This is a genomic window from Pseudomonadota bacterium (assembly GCA_039024915.1).
GTDB lineage: Bacteria > Pseudomonadota > Alphaproteobacteria > Rhizobiales > MH13 > MH13.
The window spans coordinates 352,102-377,139 of the sequence record JBCCPK010000003.1 but is presented as its reverse complement, the minus strand read 5'-3'; the positions used below and the strand labels follow the sequence as shown (position 1 = coordinate 377,139).

18 protein-coding genes, 1 tRNA gene and 1 riboswitch are annotated in these 25,038 nt (G+C 62.1%); of the genes, 7 read left to right on the top strand and 12 right to left on the bottom strand.

Annotation, left to right across the window (positions count from 1 at the left end):
- Positions 1–35: 35 nt before the first annotated feature.
- The 4 genes from cobO to cobU are packed head-to-tail and all read right to left on the bottom strand — an operon-like array spanning position 36 to position 6,006.
- Entirely contained in the window at positions 36–656 is a 621-nt protein-coding gene (cobO, locus tag AAF739_07975; GenBank protein ID MEM6382594.1) for a cob(I)yrinic acid a,c-diamide adenosyltransferase, read from the bottom strand.
- Entirely contained in the window at positions 653–4,372 is a 3,720-nt protein-coding gene (gene cobN / locus AAF739_07970; GenBank protein ID MEM6382593.1) for a cobaltochelatase subunit CobN, read from the bottom strand. The genes cobO and cobN overlap by 4 nt, the downstream gene beginning before the upstream one ends.
- A 1-nt stretch (position 4,373) precedes the next feature.
- On the bottom strand, positions 4,374–5,459 hold the full coding sequence (gene cobW, locus AAF739_07965) for a cobalamin biosynthesis protein CobW (protein ID MEM6382592.1): 1,086 nt from the start codon (positions 5,457–5,459) through the stop codon (positions 4,374–4,376).
- Positions 5,452–6,006 (bottom strand): bifunctional adenosylcobinamide kinase/adenosylcobinamide-phosphate guanylyltransferase, encoded by a 555-nt coding sequence (gene cobU / locus AAF739_07960; protein MEM6382591.1) that lies wholly within the window; start codon positions 6,004–6,006, stop codon positions 5,452–5,454. Before cobU ends, cobW begins: the two co-directional genes overlap by 8 nt.
- Positions 6,007–6,100: 94 nt before the next feature.
- Positions 6,101–6,311: riboswitch (cobalamin riboswitch) on the bottom strand.
- A gap of 88 nt (positions 6,312–6,399) precedes the next feature.
- Between cobU and AAF739_07955 the strand changes: the two genes are divergently transcribed.
- Entirely contained in the window at positions 6,400–7,572 is a 1,173-nt protein-coding gene (locus AAF739_07955) for an aminotransferase (protein ID MEM6382590.1), read from the top strand.
- 24 nt (positions 7,573–7,596) lie between these two features.
- On the opposite strand, the gene AAF739_07950 is transcribed toward AAF739_07955, so the two are convergent.
- A complete protein-coding gene (locus tag AAF739_07950; protein MEM6382589.1) occupies positions 7,597–8,991 on the bottom strand; it encodes a TIGR03808 family TAT-translocated repetitive protein in 1,395 nt (464 codons plus the stop codon).
- A gap of 124 nt (positions 8,992–9,115) precedes the next feature.
- Positions 9,116–9,190 (bottom strand) — tRNA-Lys (locus tag AAF739_07945).
- A 221-nt stretch (positions 9,191–9,411) separates the two neighbouring features.
- Here AAF739_07945 and AAF739_07940 point away from each other — a divergent pair.
- Entirely contained in the window at positions 9,412–11,022 is a 1,611-nt protein-coding gene (locus AAF739_07940) for a toll/interleukin-1 receptor domain-containing protein (protein ID MEM6382588.1), read from the top strand.
- Positions 11,023–11,159: 137 nt separating this feature from the next.
- Positions 11,160–11,696: a hypothetical protein gene (locus tag AAF739_07935; protein MEM6382587.1), complete on the top strand. Its 537-nt coding sequence runs from the start codon at positions 11,160–11,162 to the stop codon at positions 11,694–11,696.
- On the opposite strand, the gene meaB is transcribed toward AAF739_07935, so the two are convergent.
- The 3 genes from meaB to AAF739_07920 all read right to left on the bottom strand — a co-directional run bounded on the left by meaB (position 11,693) and on the right by AAF739_07920 (position 13,664).
- Positions 11,693–12,682 carry a methylmalonyl Co-A mutase-associated GTPase MeaB gene (gene meaB, locus AAF739_07930; GenBank protein MEM6382586.1) on the bottom strand — a complete coding sequence of 330 codons (990 nt, stop codon included), beginning with the start codon at positions 12,680–12,682 and terminating at the stop codon, positions 11,693–11,695. The genes AAF739_07935 and meaB overlap by 4 nt on opposite strands.
- The gene (locus tag AAF739_07925; GenBank protein ID MEM6382585.1) at positions 12,679–13,248 is read right to left on the bottom strand and encodes a DUF1131 family protein; all 570 of its coding nucleotides are present in this window, start codon (positions 13,246–13,248) and stop codon (positions 12,679–12,681) included. The genes meaB and AAF739_07925 overlap by 4 nt, the downstream gene beginning before the upstream one ends.
- An 89-nt stretch (positions 13,249–13,337) precedes the next feature.
- A complete protein-coding gene (locus AAF739_07920; GenBank protein ID MEM6382584.1) occupies positions 13,338–13,664 on the bottom strand; it encodes a heavy metal-binding domain-containing protein in 327 nt (108 codons plus the stop codon).
- Between the two features lie 174 nt (positions 13,665–13,838).
- On the opposite strand from AAF739_07920, the gene AAF739_07915 reads away from it, so the two are divergent.
- Entirely contained in the window at positions 13,839–15,035 is a 1,197-nt protein-coding gene (locus AAF739_07915) for a twin-arginine translocation pathway signal protein (GenBank protein ID MEM6382583.1), read from the top strand.
- A gap of 16 nt (positions 15,036–15,051) precedes the next feature.
- Entirely contained in the window at positions 15,052–15,501 is a 450-nt protein-coding gene (locus AAF739_07910; protein ID MEM6382582.1) for a MarR family transcriptional regulator, read from the top strand.
- Positions 15,502–15,697: 196 nt separating this feature from the next.
- Here the strand turns inward: AAF739_07910 and scpA are convergent, their stop codons facing one another.
- The 3 genes from scpA to AAF739_07895 form a co-directional block, all read right to left on the bottom strand.
- Complete coding sequence (scpA, locus tag AAF739_07905) at positions 15,698–17,878, bottom strand: methylmalonyl-CoA mutase (protein MEM6382581.1); 2,181 nt, start codon at positions 17,876–17,878, stop codon at positions 15,698–15,700.
- Complete coding sequence (locus AAF739_07900) at positions 17,875–19,290, bottom strand: methylmalonyl-CoA mutase family protein (GenBank protein MEM6382580.1); 1,416 nt, start codon at positions 19,288–19,290, stop codon at positions 17,875–17,877. Before AAF739_07900 ends, scpA begins: the two co-directional genes overlap by 4 nt.
- A gap of 176 nt (positions 19,291–19,466) precedes the next feature.
- Positions 19,467–21,647: a glutamine synthetase III gene (locus AAF739_07895; protein MEM6382579.1), complete on the bottom strand. Its 2,181-nt coding sequence runs from the start codon at positions 21,645–21,647 to the stop codon at positions 19,467–19,469.
- 205 nt (positions 21,648–21,852) lie between these two features.
- On the opposite strand from AAF739_07895, the gene AAF739_07890 reads away from it, so the two are divergent.
- Complete coding sequence (locus AAF739_07890; protein MEM6382578.1) at positions 21,853–22,617, top strand: hypothetical protein; 765 nt, start codon at positions 21,853–21,855, stop codon at positions 22,615–22,617.
- 172 nt (positions 22,618–22,789) lie between these two features.
- A complete protein-coding gene (locus AAF739_07885; GenBank protein MEM6382577.1) occupies positions 22,790–24,778 on the top strand; it encodes a cation:proton antiporter in 1,989 nt (662 codons plus the stop codon).
- Positions 24,779–25,038: the final 260 nt, after the last annotated feature.

Genomic DNA, 25,038 nt, shown 5'->3' with positions numbered 1-25,038 from the left:
CAAGAGCGCGGCAAAGCGGTGCGGAGTGACGCGCCTCAAAACTCGATCCCCGCCTGCGCTTTCACGCCCGACCGGAACGGGTGCTTCACTTGCGTCATCTCCGTCACAAGGTCGGCGATCTCAACCAGCTCGTCGGGCGCATTGCGACCGGTGATGATCACATGCACATCGTCGGGCCGGCTAGAGGTCAGAAACGCGATCACCTCGGCAGGCTCGATGTAGCCGTAGCGCAGCACGATGTTCAGCTCATCAAGTAAGACCAGTTTGTGCGCGCCGCCGGTTATCAGTTCCTTGGCCTTTTCCCATGCTGAACGGGCTGCGGCAATGTCCCGCTGGCGGTCCTGGGTTTCCCAGGTGAAGCCTTCGCCCATCGTGTTGATAGTCACCAGATCGGAGAACCGTTCGAGCACAGCGCGCTCGCCGGTTTCCCATTTGCCCTTGACGAACTGCACGACGCCCACCTTCTGGCCGTGACCCAAGGCGCGAAAGACCATCCCGAATGCGGCGGTGGATTTGCCCTTGCCCTTGCCGGTGTGGACGATCAGCAGTCCGCGTTCGATTGTCTTGGTGGCGATGATCTTGTCACGCGCGGCCTTTTTCTTGCGCATCTTTTCCGCATGGCGCGCGTCAAGCTGCTCTTCGGTCATCTCGGTCATTCGGCAGCCTCCTTTGGCTGGCTGATCAGGTTCGACAGCAGTGTTTGGGTTGCGTTCCGCCTCGGGCTCCATAGCCCTCGATCGAGTGCTTCCTGAAAGCGGCTTAGCATGTCCGACAGCGCCGGTGCATTGGCCTCGGCGATAAATGTGCGCACGGTATCGTCGGCGATGTAGGCCTCAAATAGCGCATCGAAGTGGTGGTCGGTGACCGCATGCGTCGTCGCCGCAAAGGCGAACAGATAGTCCAGCGTCGCCGCCATCTCGAACGCGCCCTTGTAGCCATGGCGCATCGCACCCGCGATCCATTTGGGATTGGAGGCGCGGCCACGCACCACGCGTCCGATCTCCTCCTGCAAGGTGCGGGCGTGGGGTGTCTCGGGCCGCGAATGGTCCATGTGGTAGCTTTGGGGCGCGCGTCCGGCCAGCGTTTCAATCGTCGCCGCAAGCCCCCCCTCAAACTGGTAGTAGTCGTCGCTGTCGAGTAGATCATGCTCGCGGTTATCCTGGTTCTGCACGACCGCCTGTGCACCCCGCAGCCGATCTTTGAGCAGCGCAGGTTCCGCATCTCCCTGGCGCCCGGCGCCATAGGCATAGCCGCCCCAGGCGATGAAGGCTTCGGCAAATTCCGAGCGACGCGACCAGCCACCTTCATCGATCAGAGCCTGCAGGCCCGCTCCATAGGCGCCCGGCATCGAGCCAAATACACGAAAGCCCGCCATGCGCGCCGCTTCATCCTCGTTCTTGCCGGCCTCGATAAGCGCATCACTGTCAGCGCGGACGCGCGCGGCCATGGTGTTCATGTCGGCGGGCTCATCGAGCGCGGCAACGGCGCGGCAGGCGCTATCGAACAGATCGATCTGATGCGGGAAGGCGTCGCGAAAGAAGCCCGATATGCGCAAGGTGACGTCGACGCGTGGCCGCTTGAGATCGGAAAGCGGGATGATCTCAAAACCGGTCACGCGCCCGGCTCCGCCCTGCCATTGCGGTTGCACCCCGATCAGCGCCAATGCCTGCGCGATGTCATCGCCACCGGTGCGCATGTTCGCCGTGCCCCAGCAGGTCAGAACCAGGGTCTGAAGCCATGCGCCATGTTCTTGGAAATGCCGCGCGAGCAGCGCATCGGCGCTCTTGCGGCCAATGGCCCAAGCGGTTTTCGAGGGCACCGCGCGGACATCAACCGCGTAGAAGTTACGGCCCGTCGGGAGCACATCGGGGCGTGCGCGGCTCGGCGCACCAGATGGCCCGGGCGGAATGAAGCGGCCAGCTAGCCCCGCGAGGAGGCTTTCGGTTTCGGCTTCCGGCGATCCGACGAGCCGGGGCCGCACGCTCGCGTTGAGCCAATTGAGCACGTCATGGGACGCCGGACCCGGGGGCTGCCGCGTCCCCTCGACGAGATCGACCGCGAAGGCCTCAAGCCGCTCGACGGTATCCCCCAGCGTGCGCCATGGCGCGTCGAGGAGGCCCGCCAGAACGCCCGGCTGTGCCCCGGTGTGCGGCAGGCCGTACTCGCGCGAGAGCGGGTCACAATCGAGGTGGAAGTCCTGAGCGAGCGCTTGCAAGAGCGATTGATCTTCGGGCGAGGGGCCGCGCGGGACCCTGGCAATGGCGACCAGCGTATCGTTGATGTGGTGGGTATCTGGAAGCGCCCCGAAGATGTGGAGCCCATCGCGGATCTGCAGCTCTTTTAGATCGCAGATCGCCGTGTCGAGCTTGATCAGATCATCGTTTTGTTCGCCCGACAGCCCGATATCGTCTGCAAGGCCTGTCTCCTGGGCAAACCCAACAATATCCTTGGCAAGTGCTTTGGCGCGACGTGGGTCGGCGGCCTCTGCTTGCGCGTACTCATCGAGCATCGCTTCAAGCTCGTGGTAGGGGCCATGGCTTTCGGCGCGGGTGAGAGGTGGGGTCAGATGGTCGACCACCGCCGCACCGATCCGACGCTTGGCCTGGCAGCCTTCTCCGGGGTCGTTGACGATGAAGGGGTAAAGCGTCGGCAGATCACCGGTGAGCGCAGCCGGGTAGCAGGCTTCCGACAGTGCCAGCGCCTTGCCGGGAAGCCATTCGAGATTGCCATGCTTGCCGAACTGGATGACCGCATCGGCCTGCGCCTGCAGATAGGCGTAAAACGCGATGGTGCCGTGAGGCGGGACAAGATCCGGATCGTGATAGGTGGCCGCCGGATCGATGTCATACCCGCGCGGCGGCTGAATACCGATCAGTGTGTTGCCGTGCTTGAACAGCGGCAGACGGAACGCGGTTCCGGCGAGTTTGCGGTCCTTTTCGGGCGGCCCCCATCGATCAAGGACTTGCAGGCGCATGCCCTCTGGCAAGTTATCGAAGAAGGCCCGGTAGGCCGCCATGCTCAGCGTTTCGGGGTCGGAGCCGTTCAACAGGCGATCCATAAGCGCGTCTGATGTGCGCGGCGCGTTGCCCACCACGTAGCCCGCCGCGGCCATCGCGTTGAGGAACAGCCCGACGGAAGCGGGCGTATCGAGACCAACGCCATTGCCGATCCGGCTCAGTTTTGTCGGGTAGTGGGCGAGGACGATCGCTATGTGTTTGTCGGTTGCCGCTGTCTTGCGAAGCTTGGTCCACCTGGCCGCGTGGCGCGCGACCCGTTCGATGGCTGGAGCGTCCGGTGCGTAGTCGACCGGTGCAAATTCGGCAGCGGGATCGCGTTCACCCTGCCGCTTGAAGCTGATCGCGGGGCCATGCAAACGCCCATCGATCTCCGGCATTGTCACATGCATGATCAGATCGGTCGCCGGGAGCCCGCGCGCACTTTCCGACCATGCTTCCAAGGAGGCGCTTGAAAGCACGGCCTGAACAACTGGCGCGCCAGTGATCGCGAGCGGCCCGCCAGCGTCTGCGTCGTTCGGGCCCGACGAGGCAAAAGCCGTGGTGTTGATGATGACCGGGGGGTCAATCGTGGGGAGCGTATCCGCGATGAACGTGCGGGTGTCTGCGTCCTTCAGGCTGGGGACGACCAGGGGGGCGGGGTTGAGGCCAACCTGTCGAAGCGCCGTGCAAAGGTCGATAATCGGCGCCACCGTGCCCGATTGCAGCAGGCTTGCGTAGAACGCGATCGGAACGCTGCCGCGCGCCGGTGACGTATGTGTTGCTACGAGGGTTCCCGTCGCTTGATCGGGTACACACCAGCCCAGGCGTTGCAATGGCTCGACCGGGAAGGCTGCAGGATCGGGGGTTTCGCCGTCCGCAACGGCTGTGAGCAGCTTGAGCGCACCGGCTGCGTTCGCAAGCCCGCCTTCCACCATGAGTTGCCAGTAACGCCGGGCGGTCGTGGGTGCGATGGTCCCCATGGCGGCGAGCCCGGCGTCCCATTGGGCCTCGCCTGGCACGATCAACAGCGGTATTCCAAGGGCGCGTGCCGAAGCCTGCAAGCGCTCGACACCATACGGCCAATAGCCGTCGCCGCCTATCAACCGCAGGGCGACCAGCTTGGGGGGCGCGGACGCGGACAGCATCCGTTCGACATACAGATCGACGGAATAAGGGTGGCGAAGCTGCATGAGATTGGCGAGCCGAAAACGCACGCCATTGCATCCGTTGGCGGCCTGCTCACGAGCAGCAAGCGCAAGAACGGACAACTCATTGTCCGCCGCCGACAGAATAAGAATGTCCCCCGGCGATTGCGCGAGATCGACCGGCTCGTCTCCCGCGTCGATCCGGCCAGCCTGGGCGCTCAAGACGTGCATGTTAGGCGGCGACCTCAGCCAGAAGCTTATCTTCGGTGGCGAGCGGCGAGAGGCCTATCACCACCAAGCCGCTGACGCGGCCCGATGCGCTCGGATCGAACTGGGTGGTCACGCGTGGTCCGACGGCTTGCACCACCACAGGTGCGGGCGAGCCGACGATGTTTGCCACACCCTTGACCCGCAGAACTCCAGGCAAGGCGACGAGCCGCCCAATCGCGGCGTCCAGCGTGGCCTTGTCCGCAAACGGACTGGGCCGGATGACGGTCGACGCGAAATCGTCATGATCATGCGTGTGGTCGTGTGGATGATGATGATCGTGTTCGTGATGATGGTCGTGGTCGTGATGATGGTGATGGTGCGCATGGCGCGCATCCATATCGCCCTGGGCCTCCGCTCCAAGACCGATGAGAACACCGGCGGGCAGTCCCTCTTCAGTCGATAGGATCGTCCCGACGCCCGCCCGCTTTCCGAGCAGGCAGGCGCGTGCCGCGTCAAGTTTCTCTGGGTTGAGCTTGTCGCTCTTCGATAGAACGATCAGGTCAGCGCAGCGCAGTTGATCGTCGAACAGGCCCTCGATCGGGGTCTCATGGTCGAGGCTGTCGTCGGCTGCGCGTTGCGCATCAACGCGCTCGGGGTCCGGCGCATAAAGGCCATGGGCAAGCGCCTCGGCATCGGCCACCGTCACCACGCCATCCACCGTGGTCCGTGCTTTGACCGTCGGCCAGTTGAACGCTTGGACCAGCGGCTGGGGTAGCGCAAGGCCCGATGTCTCGATCACGATATGCTCGGGCGCGGGGTCGCGGGACAAAAGCGCCTCCATCGTCGGCAGGAAATCGTCTGCCACCGTGCAGCAGATGCAGCCATTGGTCAGTTCGATGATGTCCTCGTCAGCGCAACCCTCGATGCCGCATCCCGCGATCTGCTCGCCGTCGAACCCCAGATCGCCGAACTCGTTCACGATCAGCGCGATGCGCTTACCGCCAGCCTTGCGGATCAAATTCTGGATTAGGGTCGTTTTGCCGGCGCCAAGAAAGCCGGTGATAATCGTCGCCGGGATCGGCGCGGAGAGGTTTGGCGTTTCACCCATGAGGTACTTCCTTTAACGTAAGCGGCAATCCAGCGGCGACGAAACAGACATGGTCTGCAAGCGCTGCCACCTGCTGGTTCAGTTTCCCTTGATGGTCGCGAAAGACGCGGCCAAGCTTCGTCTCCGGCACGATGCCGAGGCCGACTTCATTTGACACGCAGATCACCGGCCCTTGTCGGGCGTCGAGGGCGGCGCACAGCCCGTCGATTTCACCCTCCATTGACGCGCCTTCGGTTCCCTCCTTCGACAACAGTCGATTGGAAAGCCAAAGCGTGAGGCAGTCGATCAGAACCACGCAGGCGGGCTCGGTATGGCGTGCGACGACGCCCGCAAGATCATGCTCTTCTTCAACCGTGGTCCACCCATCATTGGCGCGATCGGCCTGATGTTGAGCGATGCGTGCGCGCATCTCATCATCGTAGGCCTGCGCCGTTGCGACGTAGAGCAAGTCGAGCCCGCTTGCCCGCGCCAGCGCTTCGGCGTGGCGAGACTTGCCCGAGCGCGCACCGCCCAAAACAAGGCTGAGGGAAGGTCGAGGATTGGCCATCGCCGATCTGAGCGCCCGTCATGTTGGCCATGGGGGATGGGCGCGTGGGCCAGGACGAGGCCCGGCGCATCACCGCCCCGGCACACCCCGTCCGGCTGGTTGCAACGGCTCTGGCAGGTCTCCTGGCTCGCGGATTGGGGATGAACGCGCCTTCCCGATCAGGGATTGATCAGTGGACTATGCGCTCAACCATCCGCTTACAGTTGCGGGGGCAGCTGCGGCTTGACCGGGCAGACCCCGATGCACCGCATTCCCTTTTCACCGCGCAGCTTTCGCCGCGCGACACCAAAGCATCATGATCATAGCACTCTGGGCGGAGCAAACAAATGCATTCGTTTGATCAGTCCGCAAACCTTGGGCTAAAAAGCTTGCCGAACTTCTGCGGGATTTGTCATGCGTTCCACCCATCCGCTCTATGCGGACATGCCGACGACCATTTTTGAGGTGATGAGCCGCCTCGCCAGCGCGCATAACGCCGTCAACCTCGGCCAGGGCTTCCCGGATGTGGACGGACCTGAAGCAATCCGTCAGGCGGCTGCCGACGCGATGATGGAGGGGCCGAACCAGTATCCGCCAATGCTAGGCGTACCCGCGCTCCGTCAGGCCGTCGCGGAGAGCGAGAAGCGCTTCTTCGGCATCGATCGCGACCCCGCTCAGGTCATTATAACCTCGGGCGCAACCGAGGCGCTCTCCGATTGCCTGATGGCGCTGGTCGAGCAAGGCGATGAGGTTGTCGTCTTCGATCCTTGCTATGATTGCTACGTGCCGCTCATCAAGCGCGCAGGCGGCGTGCCGCGCATGATCGCGCTCAATCCGCCGGACTGGAGCTTCACAGATGAGGCGCTTGCGGCGGCGTTCTCAAGCCGAACGAAAGCGATCCTGATCAACAATCCGCATAACCCGGCCTCCAAAGTGTTTAGCAAAGCTGAACTGCGGCGCATCGCAGATGCGGTCATCGCCCATGATGCCTATGCGATCTGCGATGAGGTCTATGAGCACCTGGTGTTTTCCGGCTCGCGGCATCTGCCGTTGGCAACCCTTCCGGGGATGGCCGATCGCTCGGTGCGAATCGGCTCGGCGGGCAAAAGTTTCGCCTTGACCGGCTGGAAGGTGGGGTATGTTTCCGGTCCCAGCTCCCTGGTTGAGCCGATCGGCAAGGCGCATCAGTTCACGACCTTTACAACCCCGCCGCATTTGCAGATTGCCGTCGCTCAAGGCCTTGCGATGCCCGACAGCTATTTCGCGGAATTGTCCGGCGATCTTGAACGCAAGCGCGACCGCCTGGCAGCTGGCTTGAACGCAGCCGGACTGCCAACGCTCCAAGCGGATGGAAGTTACTTCCTGATCGCCGATATAAGCGGCCTCGGTCTTGGCTCGGACGTCGAGGTCGCACAGCGCATGACCGTCGAGGCGGGCGTGACGACCGTACCCATGTCCGCCTTCTATCAGGAGAATGCCCCTGATCATCTGTTGCGCTTTTGCTTTTGCAAGCGCGACGAGGTTTTAGACGAGGCGGTCAGCCGGCTCGAAGCCTGGCAGGCACGCGGGTTTCAGGCGGCGGCGTGACGATCCGCTGAAGACCGGTAGCGCTTAAGACAAAACCTGATTGCCTTCGATCGTCAGCGGTGTGGGCAGACGCCGCTCGTCGATAAGGTCGCTGGTCACCGTTTCCCACCACCGCGTGCCGACGATGGCGCCACCGGGCGTTTCGTCGAAGATATTGTCCTTGATGACGGTCATCTCCACGCCTTCGACAACGGAAACCCGCATGCCGATCTGCGCCTTGCGGATGATGTTCTGCGAGATGATGACATTGCGCAGATAAGGGCCCCAACCGACCCGCAGACCGGCATAGGGTGCGTTTTCGATCACATTGCCGGTGACGGTCGTATCGGCTTCGACATAGATGCCCGAACCGTAGGCCTCTTCGCCCGTGGGGAACTTACTTTGCATCCGCATATTGCGGATAAGATTGCCCTGAACAATCGCCAGCCGGCCACCTTGCATGAAGTTCGTCACCACGATGCCGCTGGCGCAGCCATCCATGACATTGTTGGCGACGATGGAGCCCCGGAAATCGAACTCTGACCAGATGGCCGCTTCGCCCGATTCCCCGCATTGATTGCCAAGGATCTGCGCGTTCGAGCAGCCGTTGCAGCGTACCGCCGAAAAATCATTGTCGTAGATCATATTGTTGGCGATCAGCACATCGTCAGCCTGATAGGCGTTGATCGCGTTGCCGAACGGGCCGGTCCCCCCGGACTTTGAGCGGATGCGCTCGATCCGGTTGCCGGTGACAATGGTCCCGTCGCGCCCCTTGTTCCATCGGTAGACGAGGATGCCATTGTCGGCACAATCGGAAACGACATTGTCTCGGATCGCCAGCCCCTGCGCGTCGTGCGACTGGATGGCTGCCGCCAGAACCCCCGTCACCGTGCAGCGATCGATCGACCCCTGGACCCGGTCAAACTGGATTCCATGCTTGACGGAACCGACGACCGTCACGTTTTCGAGCGCGATGTTGGCACCGGTTGAAACGTGCAGCAGCGCGGGTGCGTAGTCCGCCAACGGCCGGTTCGCCCCGTCGAGGGTGATGCCTTCAAGCCGCAGATGGTTGACGGCGGTCCCGAAGAAAAGATGGCCGTCGCCAGCGTAGCGAATGCGTGTCTGGCCCGGAACGCCCACCATTGTGAGGTTCGACGGCAGGTCGATGTTGCTGACCATGTAGTCACCGCCCGGCACGAACAGCGCATTGCCCTGCCGGGCTGCCGCGTTGACCGCTTCCTGGAACCGGACGCTTTGGTTATCCAGTGCGCCCGGTCGCACGCCGTACGTGGTGATATCGAGCGTCGAGCGGAGACTGGCGAGCAGTTCGCTCGACTGCGCGCGGGCTGGTCGCGCGACCGTCAGCGGTGCACAAGCACCCGCAAGCGCCGTTCCCAGGAACGCACGACGACTGATGTTGGTGGAGCTTGCTTTTGTCATAAAGGTGCGCCGCCTGGGTGAAACCATCCACACCAAGTGTACCGGACTGGCACACCGCACAAAGCGCTGGCTTAAGCCTTGGTTAAGAACCGCGCGGCCTTAGGCGCTTTATAGAAGGGAGAGTTGGAGAGCCGACAAGGATTCGAACCTTGGTCCTCCGGATTAAGGGTCCGGCGCTCTGCCGCTGAGCTATCGGCTCTCACTAACCCATATCCTGACGGCCAAATCTCAAGGCTTGATGATCACAGTCCCGCGCATCGCGTTAATTTGCGTAAATTTTTAGGATTTTTCGCAGGCTGGTCCTCACAAAGGCGGTGTCATCAACAAACGCCGCTGCTGTGATGCGCGGCACAGCCGTCCGGCGCCCTATCCTGCACACACATCCGAGCTAAAATGACATTATCGCATATTGAGGCCGCCATGCCCGACACTCGGATTGGCTATGACGCTTTCCTTTCCCACAGCCACGCCGATAGGGCATGGGTCCACCGCCTTGCAGCCGCGCTCGCCGCCCATGACTACAATGGCCGACCCTTACGGCCATGGCTCGATGAGGACGTTCTCGATCCCGGCGAATTGAGCGGCAGTCAGGAGCTGACCTCGGCGCTCGACCGTTCGCGCTGCCTCGCCGTCGTTTGGACACACCAGTCGGCTGCGTCAGACTGGGTGCGCTTCGAGGTTCAGCACTTTGAAAAGCAGGCCAAGGGCCGTCCCATCGTTCACATTGAACGGGAGGCGGGCAGCGCACCTGAAGGCCTTCGGCAGTCACCGTCGCTCATTGATGCAACAGACTGCGCCGCTTTTGAGGGTCAGCTTGCGCAGGTGCTTGATCGTTTGTGCCCCACGCCAGCGGTAAGCGTCGGGGATGCCGAACGAACTGCCGATACCGCCTTCGATGACTTTCTACCCGACAATCACCGGTGCCCTGAGGGTGAGCCAACACCGCAAAGCGATGCGGTTTTGGATGCACTGATGCGCTACGATATTGCCGATCCCGCTCAGGAAGGTCCCGCGCTTGCTGCTTTTATGCAGATTGCTTCGCGGCTCGCCGAACTCGGCCGCACGGTTCTGCCATCGACCTACGATGCAAAAATGCTGCTTGGCGACTGCCTCGCTGCGGCACAGATCAAAGACCTTGCGTACCGGCAGATAGCCCAGCGCTTGATCGATGCTGAAGATGATGGTGCCTATGACCCTGCGCTGCTGGCCGCCGTCGTTCGATGTGGATCCAAACTCGCGGAGATCGCGCCGGAAAAGGTCGACCACAGCGTGCTGTTGCGCACCGCCGCCAAGCTCGACAGCGGACACCCAACGGGGCCGCGAAGGGCACTCGCTCTTTTGATTGGCCGGGTGGTCGGAAAAATTCGGGACAGCAAGGCGGGCCCCGTCCTGTTGGACGCGCTTTGCCGCGGTGGGCCCATGGCACGCCTCGCTTTTTGTGCGGCCATCACGATGCGCGACGTGGTGAGCGACTCGATATATTTTGTCTCCCCGCTTGCCCAGAGCGCCTCCAGATTGGGTGAGGCGACGACCACACAGCTACCTGCGCCCTCTCGGCAGGCGGTTTCCGAGCTGTCCACGCTCGATACCTTTGAGTATCCGTGGCTCAGTAATGCGATCGCGAACGCCAAACGCGATCTTGCGGCGCTGTACGGGATCGACACCTTCGGCTACCCTTTGATGCAGGCCCATCGCCGATATGCCGGCGTGCCCTTGCACCACCACCTTGCGCCTTTCACGGGGCGTCTTGTTCGCGCCACAACCTTCAACATGGTCGATCTTGCTGACCGGGTCGGGGTTGGCGACGTGGTTTGTCTGACCGAACCGCGTGTTGTTGATGCTCTGTTCGATCGCGCCGGAGCAGTTGTGACCGCGGAGCAGGACCCAGAAGCCCCTCAGATCAAGCGTCTCAAGAGCCGGGCGATTCCCTTTGCAGTGGTCGCGCCGCGGACGATGGCTGGGCTCCGCGATGGCGAGCGTCTGTCCTTTGAGCGCGACAAGTTGGTCATCTTTGCTGCCGACCGTCCGTAGGGCTGGGCAGGCGTGCCGCTTGCGCTGCAAGGCGTTGCAACCGTAGGCAGGGCAACAGTTTGTGAGCTTCCGTCCTGGGCACAGTCCGAGCAGGTGCATCGTTTGGATTTGTCTCGACCCCAACCCATATCGATGGCATGGCGACAGGCTATCGACCCAATGAGGCAAGGGAAGACAATTATGTTCTTGCCGTTGTCGCAGCGCTCATCGTCGCGACGGTGGCGATCTTTTTCGCAGGTGCAACCTACCGAGGCGGCCTGAAGTACCTGGTCCTGCAGCTTTCGGGCAACGAGACGGAAGCCTCCGTGCTGTTCGTCGATGTTTTTGAGCCTGCGGGTTCAGAAGAGGGCGGCAAAAGGGTCCTGTCGCTGAACACAAACCTGATGGCCGACCTTTTCAATGTGTCGGTTGAGTATGTCGATCAGGACGGGCGGCAGGTCGCAAACTCCTTTCTCGCTTTGCAGGCCGGCAATCAGGTCGAGCCAGGGATGGACCTGCCCATTGTGTATTCGCGCTGGCGCACGGATCTTTTCCTTCCGATCTACCAGCTTCCTGGCTACCGGACGGACGCCCGCATTGCCGGTTTTTCGTCCGCAGTGATCGCGGTCAGCATTGTGAGTATCGGATGGACGATCGTACTTTGGCGCAGATTTCGGCGCAGCCGGCGACGTTAGAGCCCGGCGCGCTGGGCAATCCGCTCCACGGCAAGGCTCGGCGGGAGGTCGCCGGCGGCGACGTTTTTCTCTGTTTCGCCGATGTACGCCCGCAGGTCGGCATTTTCCGTCAGCCTTGATAGCGCCCGCTCGCGCAGCATGGCGCGCATCCAGCTTAAGTTCTGCTCGGCCCGGCGTCTTTGGAACAGGCCCGCAGCCTGATGCTTGCCGCGATGGTCGAGGATTGTCGTCCAAAGCGCCTCAAGGCCATCGCCGGTCAAACCGGACTGGGTTAGGACGGGAACGGTCCAAACCGGCGACGTGGGCGCGAGGATGTCGAGCGCGGCGCGGTAGTGTGCGGCGGCCTTTCGTGCCGCCTTCGCCAGGTCACCATCGGCTTTGTTGATCGTGATGATGTCGGCGATCTCGAGGACGCCTTTCTTGATGCCCTGCAGCTCGTCGCCTGCGCCTGGCAGCATCAAGACGGTGAACACGTCCACCATCCCGGCAACTTCGGTCTCCGATTGGCCGATACCCACCGTCTCGACGATCACGACGTCAAAGCCCGCCGCTTCGCACAACAGGATCGTCTCGCGGGATTTCGCGGTGACGCCGCCAAGCGTTCCAGCGGATGGCGAGGGGCGGATGAAGGCGCTTCGGTCTCCCGACAATTTGGCCATGCGGGTCTTGTCGCCCAGGATTGACCCACCCGTTCGGGTTGATGAGGGATCGACCGCAAGCACGGCGACCTTGTGGCCCTTTTCGATTAGCATTGAACCGAACCGGTCGATGGTGGTGGACTTGCCGACTCCCGGAACGCCGGTCATCCCAACGCGGATCGCGCCGCCGGTCTTCGGCAACACCGCTTCAATCAGCGCGCGTGCATCCGCGCGGTGATCGGCGCGGCGGGATTCGGCGAGCGTTATCGCCCGCGCAAGCGCTGCGCGGTCGCCGCTAATGAGCCGCTCCGCGAGGTCCTTGGGGCCTGTCGGTAGGCTACCGCTCACGGCTCCCAGATCATTCGGTTGAGAATGGCGCGGTTAAGCTCGTTGCCTTGCGGCATCCGTCCCTCGGTCCATAGCGGCACCGAATAGACGTAGGTGATGGCGCTGCCTTCGCGGCGGCAGACGGCCATCTGTGTCCAAGAGCCCGATCCGGCCTCGCACTGCATGGAGTTTCCGCCTGTCTCCCGGTAGCTCATGCCGACCCGCGCGCCACCGGGACCTGGCACGTCTTCGGATATGATCTGGACCTGCGCCACGTTGCCCTGTTCTCCCCGAAACCGCGCCATCTGCAACCCGGAAGGGCCAAAAGCCGCAAGCTGTCCAACAACACGGCCATCATCGGTGGCGTTCACCTGCTCGACCCGCGCGCCGTCAAGCGCCTGCGAAATCGCCTGTGCCGAGTAGGGCGTTGATTGATCCACAAGGCCGACGCCGGTTTCTGTCAGAGCAAGGCCAGGAACGGTGGTGGGTCGTAACGTTGGGGCTGGGCTCGAGCCGCCCGACCCCATGCAGCCCGCCAGCACAAGGGAGGCAAAAACCAGAACCACAGTCGGGATACGCACTACCATGTGGCGGACCATAACCGCAGCGGTGCCGCTCGCCCAGCCTTGTTCGCTCGGCTGTCGTGGAAAAGCCGTTCTTTCCCTCGTCCGGTCAGCTACTGGACGATCACCGCAGTCCCGCTGGCCGACACCATCAACATGCCGCCGCCGGACCCCATCTGCACCGATTCATAGTCGATATCGACGCCGATAATGGCGTTCGCCCCAATCGCTGCTGCGCGCTCTTGCATCTCTTGCATCGCGATGGACCGCGCCTTGGCCAGCTCCTTCTCATAGGCTGCAGACCGGCCGCCAACGATGTCGCGAATGCCAGCGAACAGGTCCTTGAAGATATTGGCACCAAGGATCGCTTCGCCGGTGACGATCCCTCGGTAATCGACGATGGATTTGTCCTGCAGCGATGAGGTCGTGGTGAGGAGCATGGCGAAGTCCTGCCTTGTGTGATGATTCGCGCCGCACGGCGCTCCGGTGCGCTGCATGTAGCACTCGGCGGACCGCGTGCAACGGTTTGTGTCAGCGCAAGGGGGGGATGATCGCTTGACTAGTTCGATATCAAACTATATATGGTTTGGCATCAAACTAAATGGAGTTGTCAGATGACCGATCACACCGACAAAAAGGACGGCCTACCGAATCCGCGTCGCCGGAAATTCATGCGTGTATTTGGCGGGGCGGGGGTCATCCTCGGCGCGACCGCACTTGGTGCCGGCACGTGGGTTACAACCCGCGATCCCGAGAGCGCACGCCTGCCCTGGCAGCAGGCAGGACAGGGAAATGATGTCCGAACCCGCGCCCTGTCTTATGCCGTTCTTGCGCCGAACGCGCACAACCGCCAGCCGTGGCTGGTCGACCTGTCCGAGCCGGACACGCTCACACTGTACTGTGACCTCGACCGCCGCCTTCCCGAAACCGATCCGTTCGACCGCCAGATCACGATTAGCCTTGGTTGTTTTCTCGAACTGTTTGCGATTGCGGCGGCGGAAGAAGGCTTCAGGTCTAACATCACCTTGTTCCCCGAGGGTGCGCCGCTGCCACGCCTCGATACCCGCCCCGTTGCCACGATCCAACTCCTTGAGGGTGCCGCCCAGCCAGACCTGCTGTTCGCACAGATCGTCAGGCGTCACACCAACAAGGAGCCCTATGACACCGCGCGTGCGGTTCCGGCAACGGATGTGGACGCCATCGTGGCAGCCGCCGCTGCGAGCGACGGTCTGACCTATGGTTCGACCCTCGAAGCGGAGAAGATCGCCCAGTTGCGTGACATCACATGGCGCGGCCACGAGATCGAGAGCTACACGCCTCGAACGCTGCAAGAAAGCATCGACCTCATGCGCATCGGCAAATCCGAAATTCTCGCAAATCCCGACGGGATCGATCTCGGCGGGGCGTTCTTTGAGGGACTGAACGCCGCCGGGCTTCTGACCCGCGAAGCGATTGCCGACACAAGTTCAACGGCGTTCGCGCAAGGCCTTCAGGCCTACAATGATCTCATTTTTTCGGCGATGGGCTATGTCTGGATTGTGTCCGACAGCGATAGCCGTGCCGAACAGATCGCATCCGGGCGCGCCTGGACGCGCATGCATCTGGAGGCGACCGCGCGGGGTGTCGACATGCACCCGCTTAGCCAGGCCCTGCAGGAATATGATGAGATGGCCGCTCTTTATGACGAAGCCAAACGGGCGCTTGGCGCGCGGCCAAACCAGACGGTGCAAATGCTCGGCAGGATCGGGTACGGTCCGGCGATCGAGGCCAGCCCCCGCTGGCCCGCGCAGACCCGCGTCCGGCAAGCCTGACCGTGAAAGTTCCGTAATGCCAGCCAAACCTGATGATCCCGACTTGTTTCGTCTGTTCACCGAAATCGGGATCATCAACCAGTTGGCCACAACCCTGTTCGAACGGTCGATGCCACATGGGCTGACCGTGGCGCAGTTTTCGCTCCTCAACCACCTGTCGAAACGCGACCCACAGCCGCCCCAGAAGATGGCCAACGCCTTTCAGGTGTCGAAGGGCACAATGACCTCGACTATCGGGCGGCTGGAAGGCAAAGGCTTTGTCGAAGTAACGCCGAACCCGAAGGACGGGCGCGGGAAATTCGTCGGGATTACCGAAGCTGGCCGCGCTGCCCGTGAGGAAGCGCTCCAAGCCGCAGCACCGCATTTTGCATGGCTCGGGGAGCGCATTGAAGGCGCGCATGCTGCGCAACTGATCGAGGACCTGACTGCGATCCGTGCGCTTCTCGATGCCCAGCGGGATGGGTGAGCGCGCGGGTTTCAACGCCAGAGGAGCAAACTCGTCATCGCCGTATCCCCGATCGTCACCCTCGGGCTTGTCCCGAGGGTCTATACCTCACTCGCTGAACCCTGAAATGCCGTTACGCGCGCATGGACCCCCGCCACACGGGCGAGGGTGACGCCTTTGGAAAGCCAAGCGTTTTGTGGGATATGATCGCGGTTCTCTACTCCGCCGCTTGCTGGGCGTAGCCCAACGCGCCGTTGAGCTTTTCAAGCAGATCGACCGCCGCTTCGGCGATGACCGTACCCGGCGGGAAGATGGCAGAAGCGCCTGCGTCCATCAGCGTGTCGAAATCCTGCGGCGGGATCACGCCGCCCACCACGATCATGATGTCCTCGCGGCCCTCTGCGGCCAGCGCAGCCTTCAGCGATGGAACCAGCGTCAGATGGCCCGCCGCGAGCGACGAAACGCCGACGATGTGCACATCGTTTTCGACGGCCTGCCGCGCCGCTTCTTCCGGGGTTGCGAACAGTGGGCCGATATCCACGTCAAACCCGATATCGGCAAAGGCGGATGCGATGACCTTCTGGCCCCGATCGTGGCCGTCCTGGCCCATCTTCGCCACGAGAATACGGGGCCGTCGCCCATCGGCTTCCTCGAAGGCATCGGTCATCGCCAAAGCCTTCTGGATCGCGTCGCTCATCGCCCCAGCCTCACGCTTGTAAACACCTGAAATCGCCTTGATCTCGGCCCGGTGACGGTCGAACACTTGCTCCATCGCAGCAGAAATCTCGCCGACCGTCGCGCCTGCGCGTGCCGCATCGACCGACAGCGCGAGCAGATTGCCATCGGCGGCTGCCCCGTTGGTGAGCGCGTTGAGCGCGCTCTCCACCGCGGAAGCATCGCGTTCCGCCCGCAGCCGCTCCAACTTGTCGAGCTGCTCGGCGCGCACGGCGGCGTTGTCGACCTTGAGAATATCGATGGGTTGTTCCCGGTCGGGTTTGTAGCAGTTCACCCCGACGATGGCCTGCCGCCCGCTGTCGATACGCGCCTGGGTCTTGGCCGCCGCTTCCTCAATGCGCATCTTCGGGATGCCCTCTTCGATGGCTTTCGCCATCCCGCCAAGCTCTTCGATTTCGCTGATGTGTTCCATGGCGCGGGCGGCGAGGTCGGCGGTGAGCCGCTCCACAAAGTAAGAGCCGCCCCACGGGTCGATCACCCGCGTGGTGCCGCTCTCCTGTTGCAGGAAAAGCTGCGTGTTGCGTGCGATCCGGGCCGAGAAATCAGTCGGCAGCGCCAGCGCTTCGTCAAGCGCGTTGGTGTGCAGGCTCTGCGTATGGCCCTGCGTCGCCGCCATCGCCTCGATGCAGGTGCGGATGACGTTGTTGTAGACGTCCTGCGCGGTCAGCGACCAGCCGGACGTCTGCGAGTGGGTCCGCAGGGCGGTCGATTTGGCGTTCTTCGGCGCAAACTCGTCGCTCATGAGCTTCGACCACAGAAGCCGTGCCGCGCGCAGCTTGGCGACCTCCATGAAGAAGTTCGTGCCGATCGCCCAGAAGAAGGACAGCCGGGGCGCAAAGGTATCGATATCAAGCCCCGCGCCGACCCCGCGCCGCGCATATTCGATGCCATCGGCCAACGTGTACGCAAGCTCAAGGTCCGCCGTCGCACCCGCTTCCTGCATGTGGTAGCCGGATATCGAAATGGAGTTGAACTTCGGCATGTTGGCCGAGGTATAGCCGAAGATGTCGGAGATGATGCGCATCGAAGGCGAGGGCGGATAGATGTAGGTGTTGCGGACCATGAACTCCTTGAGGATGTCGTTCTGGATGGTCCCGGCCAGCTTGTCCGGCGATACGCCCTGTTCCTCCGCCGCCACAATGTAGAGTGCCATGACGGGCAGGACCGCGCCGTTCATGGTCATCGACACGCTCATCTCGTCGAGCGGGATGCCGTCGAATAGCTGGCGCATGTCCAGAATCGAGTCTATGGCGACCCCGGCCATCCCGACGTCGCCCGAAACCCTCGAATGGTCGCTGTCATAGCCACGGTGGGTGGCAAGGTCGAACGCCACCGAAAGGCCCTTCTGACCGGCGGCGAGGTTGCGGCGGTAGAAGGCGTTCGAATCCGCTGCGGTCGAGAAACCCGCATACTGCCGGACCGTCCAGGGCCTCTGTACATACATGGTGGGGTAGGGACCGCGCAGATAAGGCGCGACGCCCGGCAACGAGGTGACATGGTCGAGGTCTTCGCGGTCGCCGGCACCATAGCTGCGCTGCACGGCAATGCCTTCCGGTGTTTCCCATGCTTGCGCTCGGTCAGCGGGATCGGGCTGCAAAACGGACGAGCCGGCGCCTGTGAAATCAGGCTTCGGCAGGCTGGCAAAATCCGGAAGCTTGCTCATGCGGAACCCTCGTCAACGCTTACGGACGGCTCAAGCGGCACAACCGGGAGCGGCTCACAATAGGTTGCAAGATCGTCCTTCAGAGGCTCGGCAGACCGCTCAACCGCTTCGACCTCCACCGGATATTCGGTCTGAAGCTGATAGATCGTGGAGCCGGTGAGCTTGCGCGCGCCCGATGCAATCTCCTGCGCCCGCGCTGCCTGTGCTTCTGCCACGGCGCGCTGGATATGGCCCGACACGAGCGCTTCAACCACCCCGCCTTGCGCTTCGATCGACTGGAAGAACGCCCACGCCTTCTCGCAGAGCGCCTGCGTATAGGCTTCATGCAGGCCTGAACCGGCGGCCGGGTCATCGACTTGATACAGATGGCTTTCAGACATCAAAACCAATTGCGTGTTCCGCGCCGTCCGCCGCGCGAAGGCGTCGGGGTACCCCAAACCCTGCGAGAAGGGCAGGGCGGTGATGATGTCGGCCCCTCCGATGGCGGCAGCAAAGGTGGCGGTGGTCGCCCGCAGCATGTTCACATGGGCATCGCGCCTCGTGAGCATCCGCCCGCTGGTCTCGGCCGCGATGGTCGCGCGGGTGGGCGGAAGGCCCGCCGCTTCAAGGAGCTTGGCGTGCAGAAGCCGCAATGCGCGTAGCTTGGCGACGCCCGCAAACTGGTCGGCATCGACCGCGACGCCCAAAAGGGTGTTTTCCGCTTGAAAGGACGGATCACCGCCGCTCTTGAGCATGAACACGAAGCTTGCCAGCACGAAGCCCAATTCCTGGGCGTCGGTTCCGCCTGCCCGATGCACAACGCGCCCGTCTGCGCGGTAGATGGTGCCACCAAAGCCGTGTGAAGCCAGCTCCTCGAGGTGCTTCGACTGCGCCTCTTGCGTTGTCTCCGGCGAGCCGCGCAAACCCCCAGTTGCTGCCAAAAGGCTTGGCGCATCGAGGCCGAAATCGACCGTAATCGATCTGTTTGGCGGTGTTGAAGCCGCAAGCTCTGACGCGAGATGACGCGCGCCACGAATGCGCGCCGGCCCCGGCTCAAAGCTGATGCGCACAGCGTCCACCAGAACGCCGTCGAGAAGGGTGCCAAGCGCGTCGCTTTTGATCCCGTAACCGAGCGCGCCCGGCGCGCCTTGCGCCGATAACAACAGACCCGTGGCGCCGCCTTCAAGCTCGGCCATGAGCTGGTCCGCCGCCTTTGCAGGGTCTGGGTGGTCGATGCGCTGGCTGATCACCCAAGGCGTTCCGCCGCCGCGCAACGGCAGCGCCGCCGCATCGCTGGGCGGATAGAGCGGATCGAGCTGGATGCCTTCGTCGGTCGTGCTTTGAAGCGCGTCGAGCGGCGCGCCCTTCAACGCCTTGCCGGCCAGCGCCTGCCAGCGCTCAAAAGCCGCTTCCTGAAATCCTGTGGCATGCATGCGAACACCGTACGCTCATTTCGCTCCCGCAGCATTGTTTTACGCGCCAAGCGCGGGAAGCAAAAGGTGTTCAGTCGCCAAGACCGCTAAGCCTTTGGGATCAGGCGTTTCTCAGGGCACCGGCTGCGTCGTGGTTAAGTGAGGTCGACGCAGCCGGTGCCATGAGTGCGGAAAAGCTATTTAATAAACAGCATCTCCTGGAAAGTTGGCAGCGGCCACAGATCGTCGGCGACGAGCCCTTCCAGCTCGTCAACGATCGCCCGGATGGCGACCATCTGGGGCAGCACCTGGTCTTTGATGAACAGGCAATGGGCCACGGTGTCCCCCTGATCGTGCTCGGCGTCTTTCAGGCTCTGAAGCTTGTCGATGCCTGCCTGCAGGTCGGCGATCAGGGTCGTGATCTTCTGCAAGGTCTCCGAGTCGGTCTCGATCCCAACCGCTTTGAGGTTGGCCAAGCTTAATGCCAACTCGCCTTGGTAGCGAATGGCCGCCGGGAACACGATCGTCTTGGCCATCTCGACCACAAGGTTTGATTCGACGTTCACCGAGGCGATGTACTGCTCGGCATAGACCTCATAACGCGAATGCAGTTCACGCTCGGACAGCACATTGTATTTCGAGAAGAGCGCCTTGTAAGTCTCGTCAAGCAACACCGGCAAGGCGTCCGCCGTGGTCTTGAGGTTGGGCAGCCCGCGGCTCGCCGCCTCTTCGTGCCAGGCGTCGGAGTAGCCATCGCCGTTGAACACCACAGTCGAGCATTCCGCCCAGACCTTCTTGATATAGCCCTCGACCGCTGCGCCGAGCTTCTCCGCGCTGCTGGTGTCGGCCCCTTCGAGATAGGTCGCCGCTTCATCAAGCGCTTCGGCCATGATCGTGTTCATCGCGACCATTGGCCCGGCAATCGACTGGTTTGAGCCCACCGCGCGGAACTCGAAGCGGTTACCGGTGAACGCCATCGGGCTGGTACGGTTGCGGTCGCCCGAGTGCTTGGGGATCGTCGGAATGACATCGACCCCGAGGCTCAGCGTGCTCTTCTTCGACGAAACCTCGCTACCGTTGACGATCGATTCGAAAACTTCGTTGAGTTCATCACCCAGGAATACCGAGAGGATCGCCGGCGGCGCTTCGTTCGCGCCCAGGCGGTGATCGTTCGATGCTGAAGCGACGACGGCCCGCAAAAGCTTGGCGTGTTTGAAGACCGCGCTGATCATGGCCGTACAGAAGACGAGGAACTGCGCATTCTCCGCCGGCGTATCGCCCGGGTCGAACAAGTTTCCGGCCGTTGCCGAGCCCATCGAGAAGTTGACGTGCTTGCCCGAGCCGTTGACCCCGGCAAACGGCTTCTCGTGCATCAGGCAGGCCATGCCGTATTTGCCCGCTACCTTTTTCAACGTCGTCATGATCATCTGCTGATGGTCGGTCGCGATGTTGGCGTATTCAAACACCGGCGCGATCTCGAACTGACCGGGCGCAACTTCGTTGTGGCGGGTTTTTGTCGGGATGCCGAGCTTGAAGCATTCGCGCTCCACCTCGAACATGAACGACTGAACCCGCTCCGGAATGGCGCCAAAGTAATGATCATCAAACTCCTGACCCTTGGGTGGCGGGCACCCAAACAGCGTCCGTCCACACGCTAGAAGGTCCGGCCGGGCGTAGAAGAAGTTGTTGTCGACCAGAAAATACTCCTGTTCCGCGCCAGCGGTGGCCGAGACAAACGGCCCATCAGTACCGAAGAACGTCAGAACGCGCTGCGCCTGTTCATTGAGCGACTGCATGGACCGAAGCACGGGGGTCTTCTTGTCCAGCGCCTCGCCGGTCCACGAAACGAAGGCCGTGGGGATGCAAAGCGTTGTCCCGTTGGGGTTTTCGATGATGAAAGCCGGGCTTGTGACGTCCCAGATGGTGTAGCCGCGCGCCTCAAACGTCTGCCGGATGCCACCGTTCGGGAACGATGATCCGTCGGGTTCGCCTTGAATAAGCGCACTGCCGGAGAAGGTGGCGATGGTGCCGCCATCGCCATCGGGATCGAAAAAAGAGTCATGTTTTTCGGCAGTCAGCCCCGTCAGCGGGTAAAAAACGTGCGCATAGTGCGTGGCGCCCTTCGACAGCGCCCAGGTCTTCATCGCTTCGGCGACAGCGTCAGCGGTCGAGCTGTCCAGTGCCTCACCCGAAGTGATCGTTTTCTTCAAGGATTTGAAAACAGCCTTCGGTAGGCGCTGTGCCATCTCATTGAGAGAAAACACATTTTGGCCCCAAACGCTGCTTGTTGGACTATGTTCATAATCAATGGCTGCCTCGTAGGCTTTCGCGGTTGCAATTGAACTGATGGCGCTTAGCCGGGCTGCGTTTCCACTCATATTGGCGGTCCTTCGCGGTGCGGGGGAGGGCTGGCATTGAAAGCCAGCCGCGGGGGAGTCCCGTCACGCCTTGCAAGGCGGATGCCAGCTGAAACGACAAAAAATGAGCCGGCAAAGCCGGCGCGCCCAGTTGCAAAATCGCACTGGCAATTGAGGTGATGCCCGTGCATCAGGTCACCTCGGAAATCGGCACTAGGAGGATGCGTTGCTTCTCGCAGTCAGCATATGCGTCGCGACCATTGCAGGCGTTTTGGCCATCTACCTTGCGGCTCGGTCAGCCATGCGCCCGAAGACCGATGCCGATACCAACGATCTGGCGGGGTCGATCCTGTTCCGTATCGCGGCTCTCCATGGCCTGGTGCTCGCGCTTGTGTTTGCTGCCGAAGTTGCGGAGTATCAGCAGATCGAATTCGAGGTAGCGACGGAAGCGAACGCGGTGTCCGACCTATTCTACGATATGGATCGGTATGGCGCAGGGGAAATTGCATCGACGGTGGCGGCGAGCTTGCGCTCCTATCTGGACCTTGCGACCGGTGCGGAGTGGAGCCGGCTCGGCGAAGAGCTAAGCCTGCTCGATGCCGCATGGGAGGAGTGGGGGAACGTGTACGCGGCGGTCCTCGATCTCGAGCCCGTAAACGGTCGGCAGGAAGCTCTCCGCGACAACATGCTTGCCAATATCGGTATCGTCGCCGAAAAGCGCGACCTTCGAGAGTTCCATGCGCAATCTGGACTGGGCTATCTGTTCTGGTCGGCAGCCGTGTTGGGGGTCGCGATGGTTGCGGCGGGATATTTCATCTACCCGCCATCGAAAGACACGATCATTCTGCTTTCCATGTTCGCGACCTATACAGGGTTCATCCTTTTCACCATCACCGCCATGTCCAACCCGTTCAGCGAACCGGCAGCGATCCAACCAACGCTGTTGCTCGACCTGTCGGTGGAGCTCAATGCGATTGGGGCGGCTCAGTAGGCGCCGAACGGACGCGGCTTCGTCGGCATAGTATCGGCATAGGCAGCCAACACGCCGATGAGCGCGTAGCCGTCCGAGGCCGGAGACGCCATCGGCAGACCGCCTCTGGCGCTTTGCCCGACGACCTGCAAAACTCAACATCAACCAATCGTCAAACGCTCGGGGGATGCGCATGACGGATATTCTTTTTCTCGCGTTCGTCTTTCTGATCGCGGGCGTTGTCGCCGTGCCCATCGCCTCGCGGCTCGGTCTGGGCTCGGTCCTGGGCTACCTGATCGCGGGCATCGTGATTTCGCCGCTGCTGGCCCTGTTCAACGTCGACGTGATCGCCATCCAGCATTTCGCTGAATTCGGCGTGGTCATGATGCTGTTTCTGGTGGGGCTGGAGCTTGAGCCTAAAATGCTCTGGGCCATGCGCAATCGGCTTCTCGGCCTTGGTGGTGGGCAGGTGGCGGTGACGGCATTGCTGATTGCTGCGGCGGCCATGGTGCTCGGTCAACCTTGGACGGTTGCGCTGGCCATCGGGTTTGTCTTTGCGCTCTCCTCTACCGCGATCGTCGTCCAGACGCTCAACGAGAAAGGTCTGATGAAGAGCGACGGCGGGGGATCGAGCTTTTCGGTCCTCCTGTTCCAGGACATCGCCGTCATTCCGATGCTCGCGCTGCTGCCTCTGCTTGCTTTGCCCGAGCTTATGGACGCGGCAAGCGGCGCCGTGGCGCATGCGGGCGACGCACTTCAGGCGATATCGGAAAAAGCCGGTGATGCCGCTCATACTTCCGATGATGCCCATGGCGATGATCACGGCTCTTCCATGAGCCTTGTCGATGGGCTTCTTGGCTGGCAGGCAGCCATTGTCACGCTCGCCGCTATCGCCTTTGTGGTGCTGGGCGGAAGCGTCCTCACACGCCCGCTTTTTCGCTTCATCGCCGTCGCGCAGCTGCGCGAACTGTTCACCGCGACCGCCTTGATGATGGTCGTTGGTATTGCGCTGCTGATGTCGCTGGTCGGCCTGTCGCCGGCGCTCGGAACCTTCCTTGCCGGCGTTGTGCTGGCTAACAGCGAATACCGGCACGAGCTGGAATCGAACATCGATCCCTTCAAGGGCCTGCTGCTCGGCCTGTTCTTCATGACCGTTGGGGCTGGCATCGATTTCGAGCTGCTGTTTGGCAACATCGCATCCATCCTCGCGCTGACGGCGGGCGTCATCGCGGCCAAGGTCGCCGTTTTGTATGGCCTCGCAGTCATCTTCAAAATCCATGGTGCGGACCGCTGGCTGTTCGCCCTTGGTCTGGCGCAGGCAGGCGAGTTCGGGTTCGTCCTGCTGTCCTTCACCGTTGCGAACGCCGTTATCCCCGGCGCGCTGGCCGATCAGCTCCTTCTGGTCGTTGCACTGTCGATGCTGCTGACGCCGTTGCTGTTCATTCTCTACGAACAGGTGATCGCCCCACGCTACGACCAAGCCCAGGTGCGCGAGCAGGACGAGATCGATCAGCAAAGCCCGATCATCATCGCCGGTCGGGGCCGGGTTGGCGGGATCGTTGATCGCATGTTGCAGGCCGCGGGCTATGAACCCACGGTGATCGATTTCTCATCCAAGCAGATCGACAATATGAGCAAGTTTGGCGTCAGCCTGTTTTTCGGCGATGCCACGCGCCCCGATCTGTTAGCGGCAGCGGGAATCGCCGAGGCCAAGCTTCTGGTCGTTGCCATCGACGATAAGGAGCAGATTACCGAGCTGGTCCGCTACGCGATCCATAACTACCCGAACCTGCACGTTATGGCGCGCGCGATTGACCGTGATCATGTCTACCATCTGTATGCCACCGGCTGCCGCGACATCATCCGCGAGACCTATGACGGCTCGGTGCGTATGGGCCGATCCGCGTTCGAGGCGCTGGGCCATTCACATGCCAACGCGCAGGCCATGGCCGACGCCTTTGAAGAGATGGACCGCAAGGCGATGATTTCGGTCGCTGACGCCTACGATCTTGAAATTCCGCCGACGGAGAACGAGGCCTATCTGGCCCGCATCCGCGAGGTATTGGGTCCATGGCAGGCTGAACTGGGCGAAACGATGCGCGCCATTGCCGCCCGCAAGCCGCCCGATCAGTCCGCGCCAGACGTCGAGGTGAAATCGGCTGGGCGACCGGCGGACCGCTAAGCACGGCGGCATAGGCGTTATTTGAGGCAGCCGGTCTAATCGAACTTCAAGAGCTCGGCGAGGGACCCTCTCCTGCTATCTACAGAGGCCTAAACCTCTGGAGCCATACCGTGAAAGCAGCGCCCTAAGGAGCATCAACGCATGCACCACCGATCGCGGGAACGCCGACCGGACGTCATGCGCGAAAACCGGTTTCATTCTTAACGAAGGTCTAACCTACCGTATGCGTAAATATGCGTGTCGCCCACGTCATCTCCTTA

What these genes read in the sequence shown, in the direction of transcription:
- cobO (MEM6382594.1), bottom strand. Translation starts at nt 656, where the DNA reads ATGACCGAGATGACCGAAGAGCAGCTTGACGCGCGCCATGCGGAAAAG.
- cobN (MEM6382593.1), bottom strand. Translation starts at nt 4,372, where the DNA reads ATGCACGTCTTGAGCGCCCAGGCTGGCCGGATCGACGCGGGAGACGAG.
- cobW (MEM6382592.1), bottom strand. Translation starts at nt 5,459, where the DNA reads ATGGGTGAAACGCCAAACCTCTCCGCGCCGATCCCGGCGACGATTATC.
- cobU (MEM6382591.1), bottom strand. Translation starts at nt 6,006, where the DNA reads ATGGCCAATCCTCGACCTTCCCTCAGCCTTGTTTTGGGCGGTGCGCGC.
- AAF739_07955 (MEM6382590.1), top strand. Translation starts at nt 6,400, where the DNA reads ATGCGTTCCACCCATCCGCTCTATGCGGACATGCCGACGACCATTTTT.
- AAF739_07950 (MEM6382589.1), bottom strand. Translation starts at nt 8,991, where the DNA reads ATGACAAAAGCAAGCTCCACCAACATCAGTCGTCGTGCGTTCCTGGGA.
- AAF739_07940 (MEM6382588.1), top strand. Translation starts at nt 9,412, where the DNA reads ATGCCCGACACTCGGATTGGCTATGACGCTTTCCTTTCCCACAGCCAC.
- AAF739_07935 (MEM6382587.1), top strand. Translation starts at nt 11,160, where the DNA reads ATGGCGACAGGCTATCGACCCAATGAGGCAAGGGAAGACAATTATGTT.
- AAF739_07925 (MEM6382585.1), bottom strand. Translation starts at nt 13,248, where the DNA reads ATGGTAGTGCGTATCCCGACTGTGGTTCTGGTTTTTGCCTCCCTTGTG.
- AAF739_07920 (MEM6382584.1), bottom strand. Translation starts at nt 13,664, where the DNA reads ATGCTCCTCACCACGACCTCATCGCTGCAGGACAAATCCATCGTCGAT.
- AAF739_07915 (MEM6382583.1), top strand. Translation starts at nt 13,839, where the DNA reads ATGACCGATCACACCGACAAAAAGGACGGCCTACCGAATCCGCGTCGC.
- AAF739_07910 (MEM6382582.1), top strand. Translation starts at nt 15,052, where the DNA reads ATGCCAGCCAAACCTGATGATCCCGACTTGTTTCGTCTGTTCACCGAA.
- scpA (MEM6382581.1), bottom strand. Translation starts at nt 17,878, where the DNA reads ATGAGCAAGCTTCCGGATTTTGCCAGCCTGCCGAAGCCTGATTTCACA.
- AAF739_07900 (MEM6382580.1), bottom strand. Translation starts at nt 19,290, where the DNA reads ATGCATGCCACAGGATTTCAGGAAGCGGCTTTTGAGCGCTGGCAGGCG.
- AAF739_07895 (MEM6382579.1), bottom strand. Translation starts at nt 21,647, where the DNA reads ATGAGTGGAAACGCAGCCCGGCTAAGCGCCATCAGTTCAATTGCAACC.
- AAF739_07885 (MEM6382577.1), top strand. Translation starts at nt 22,790, where the DNA reads ATGACGGATATTCTTTTTCTCGCGTTCGTCTTTCTGATCGCGGGCGTT.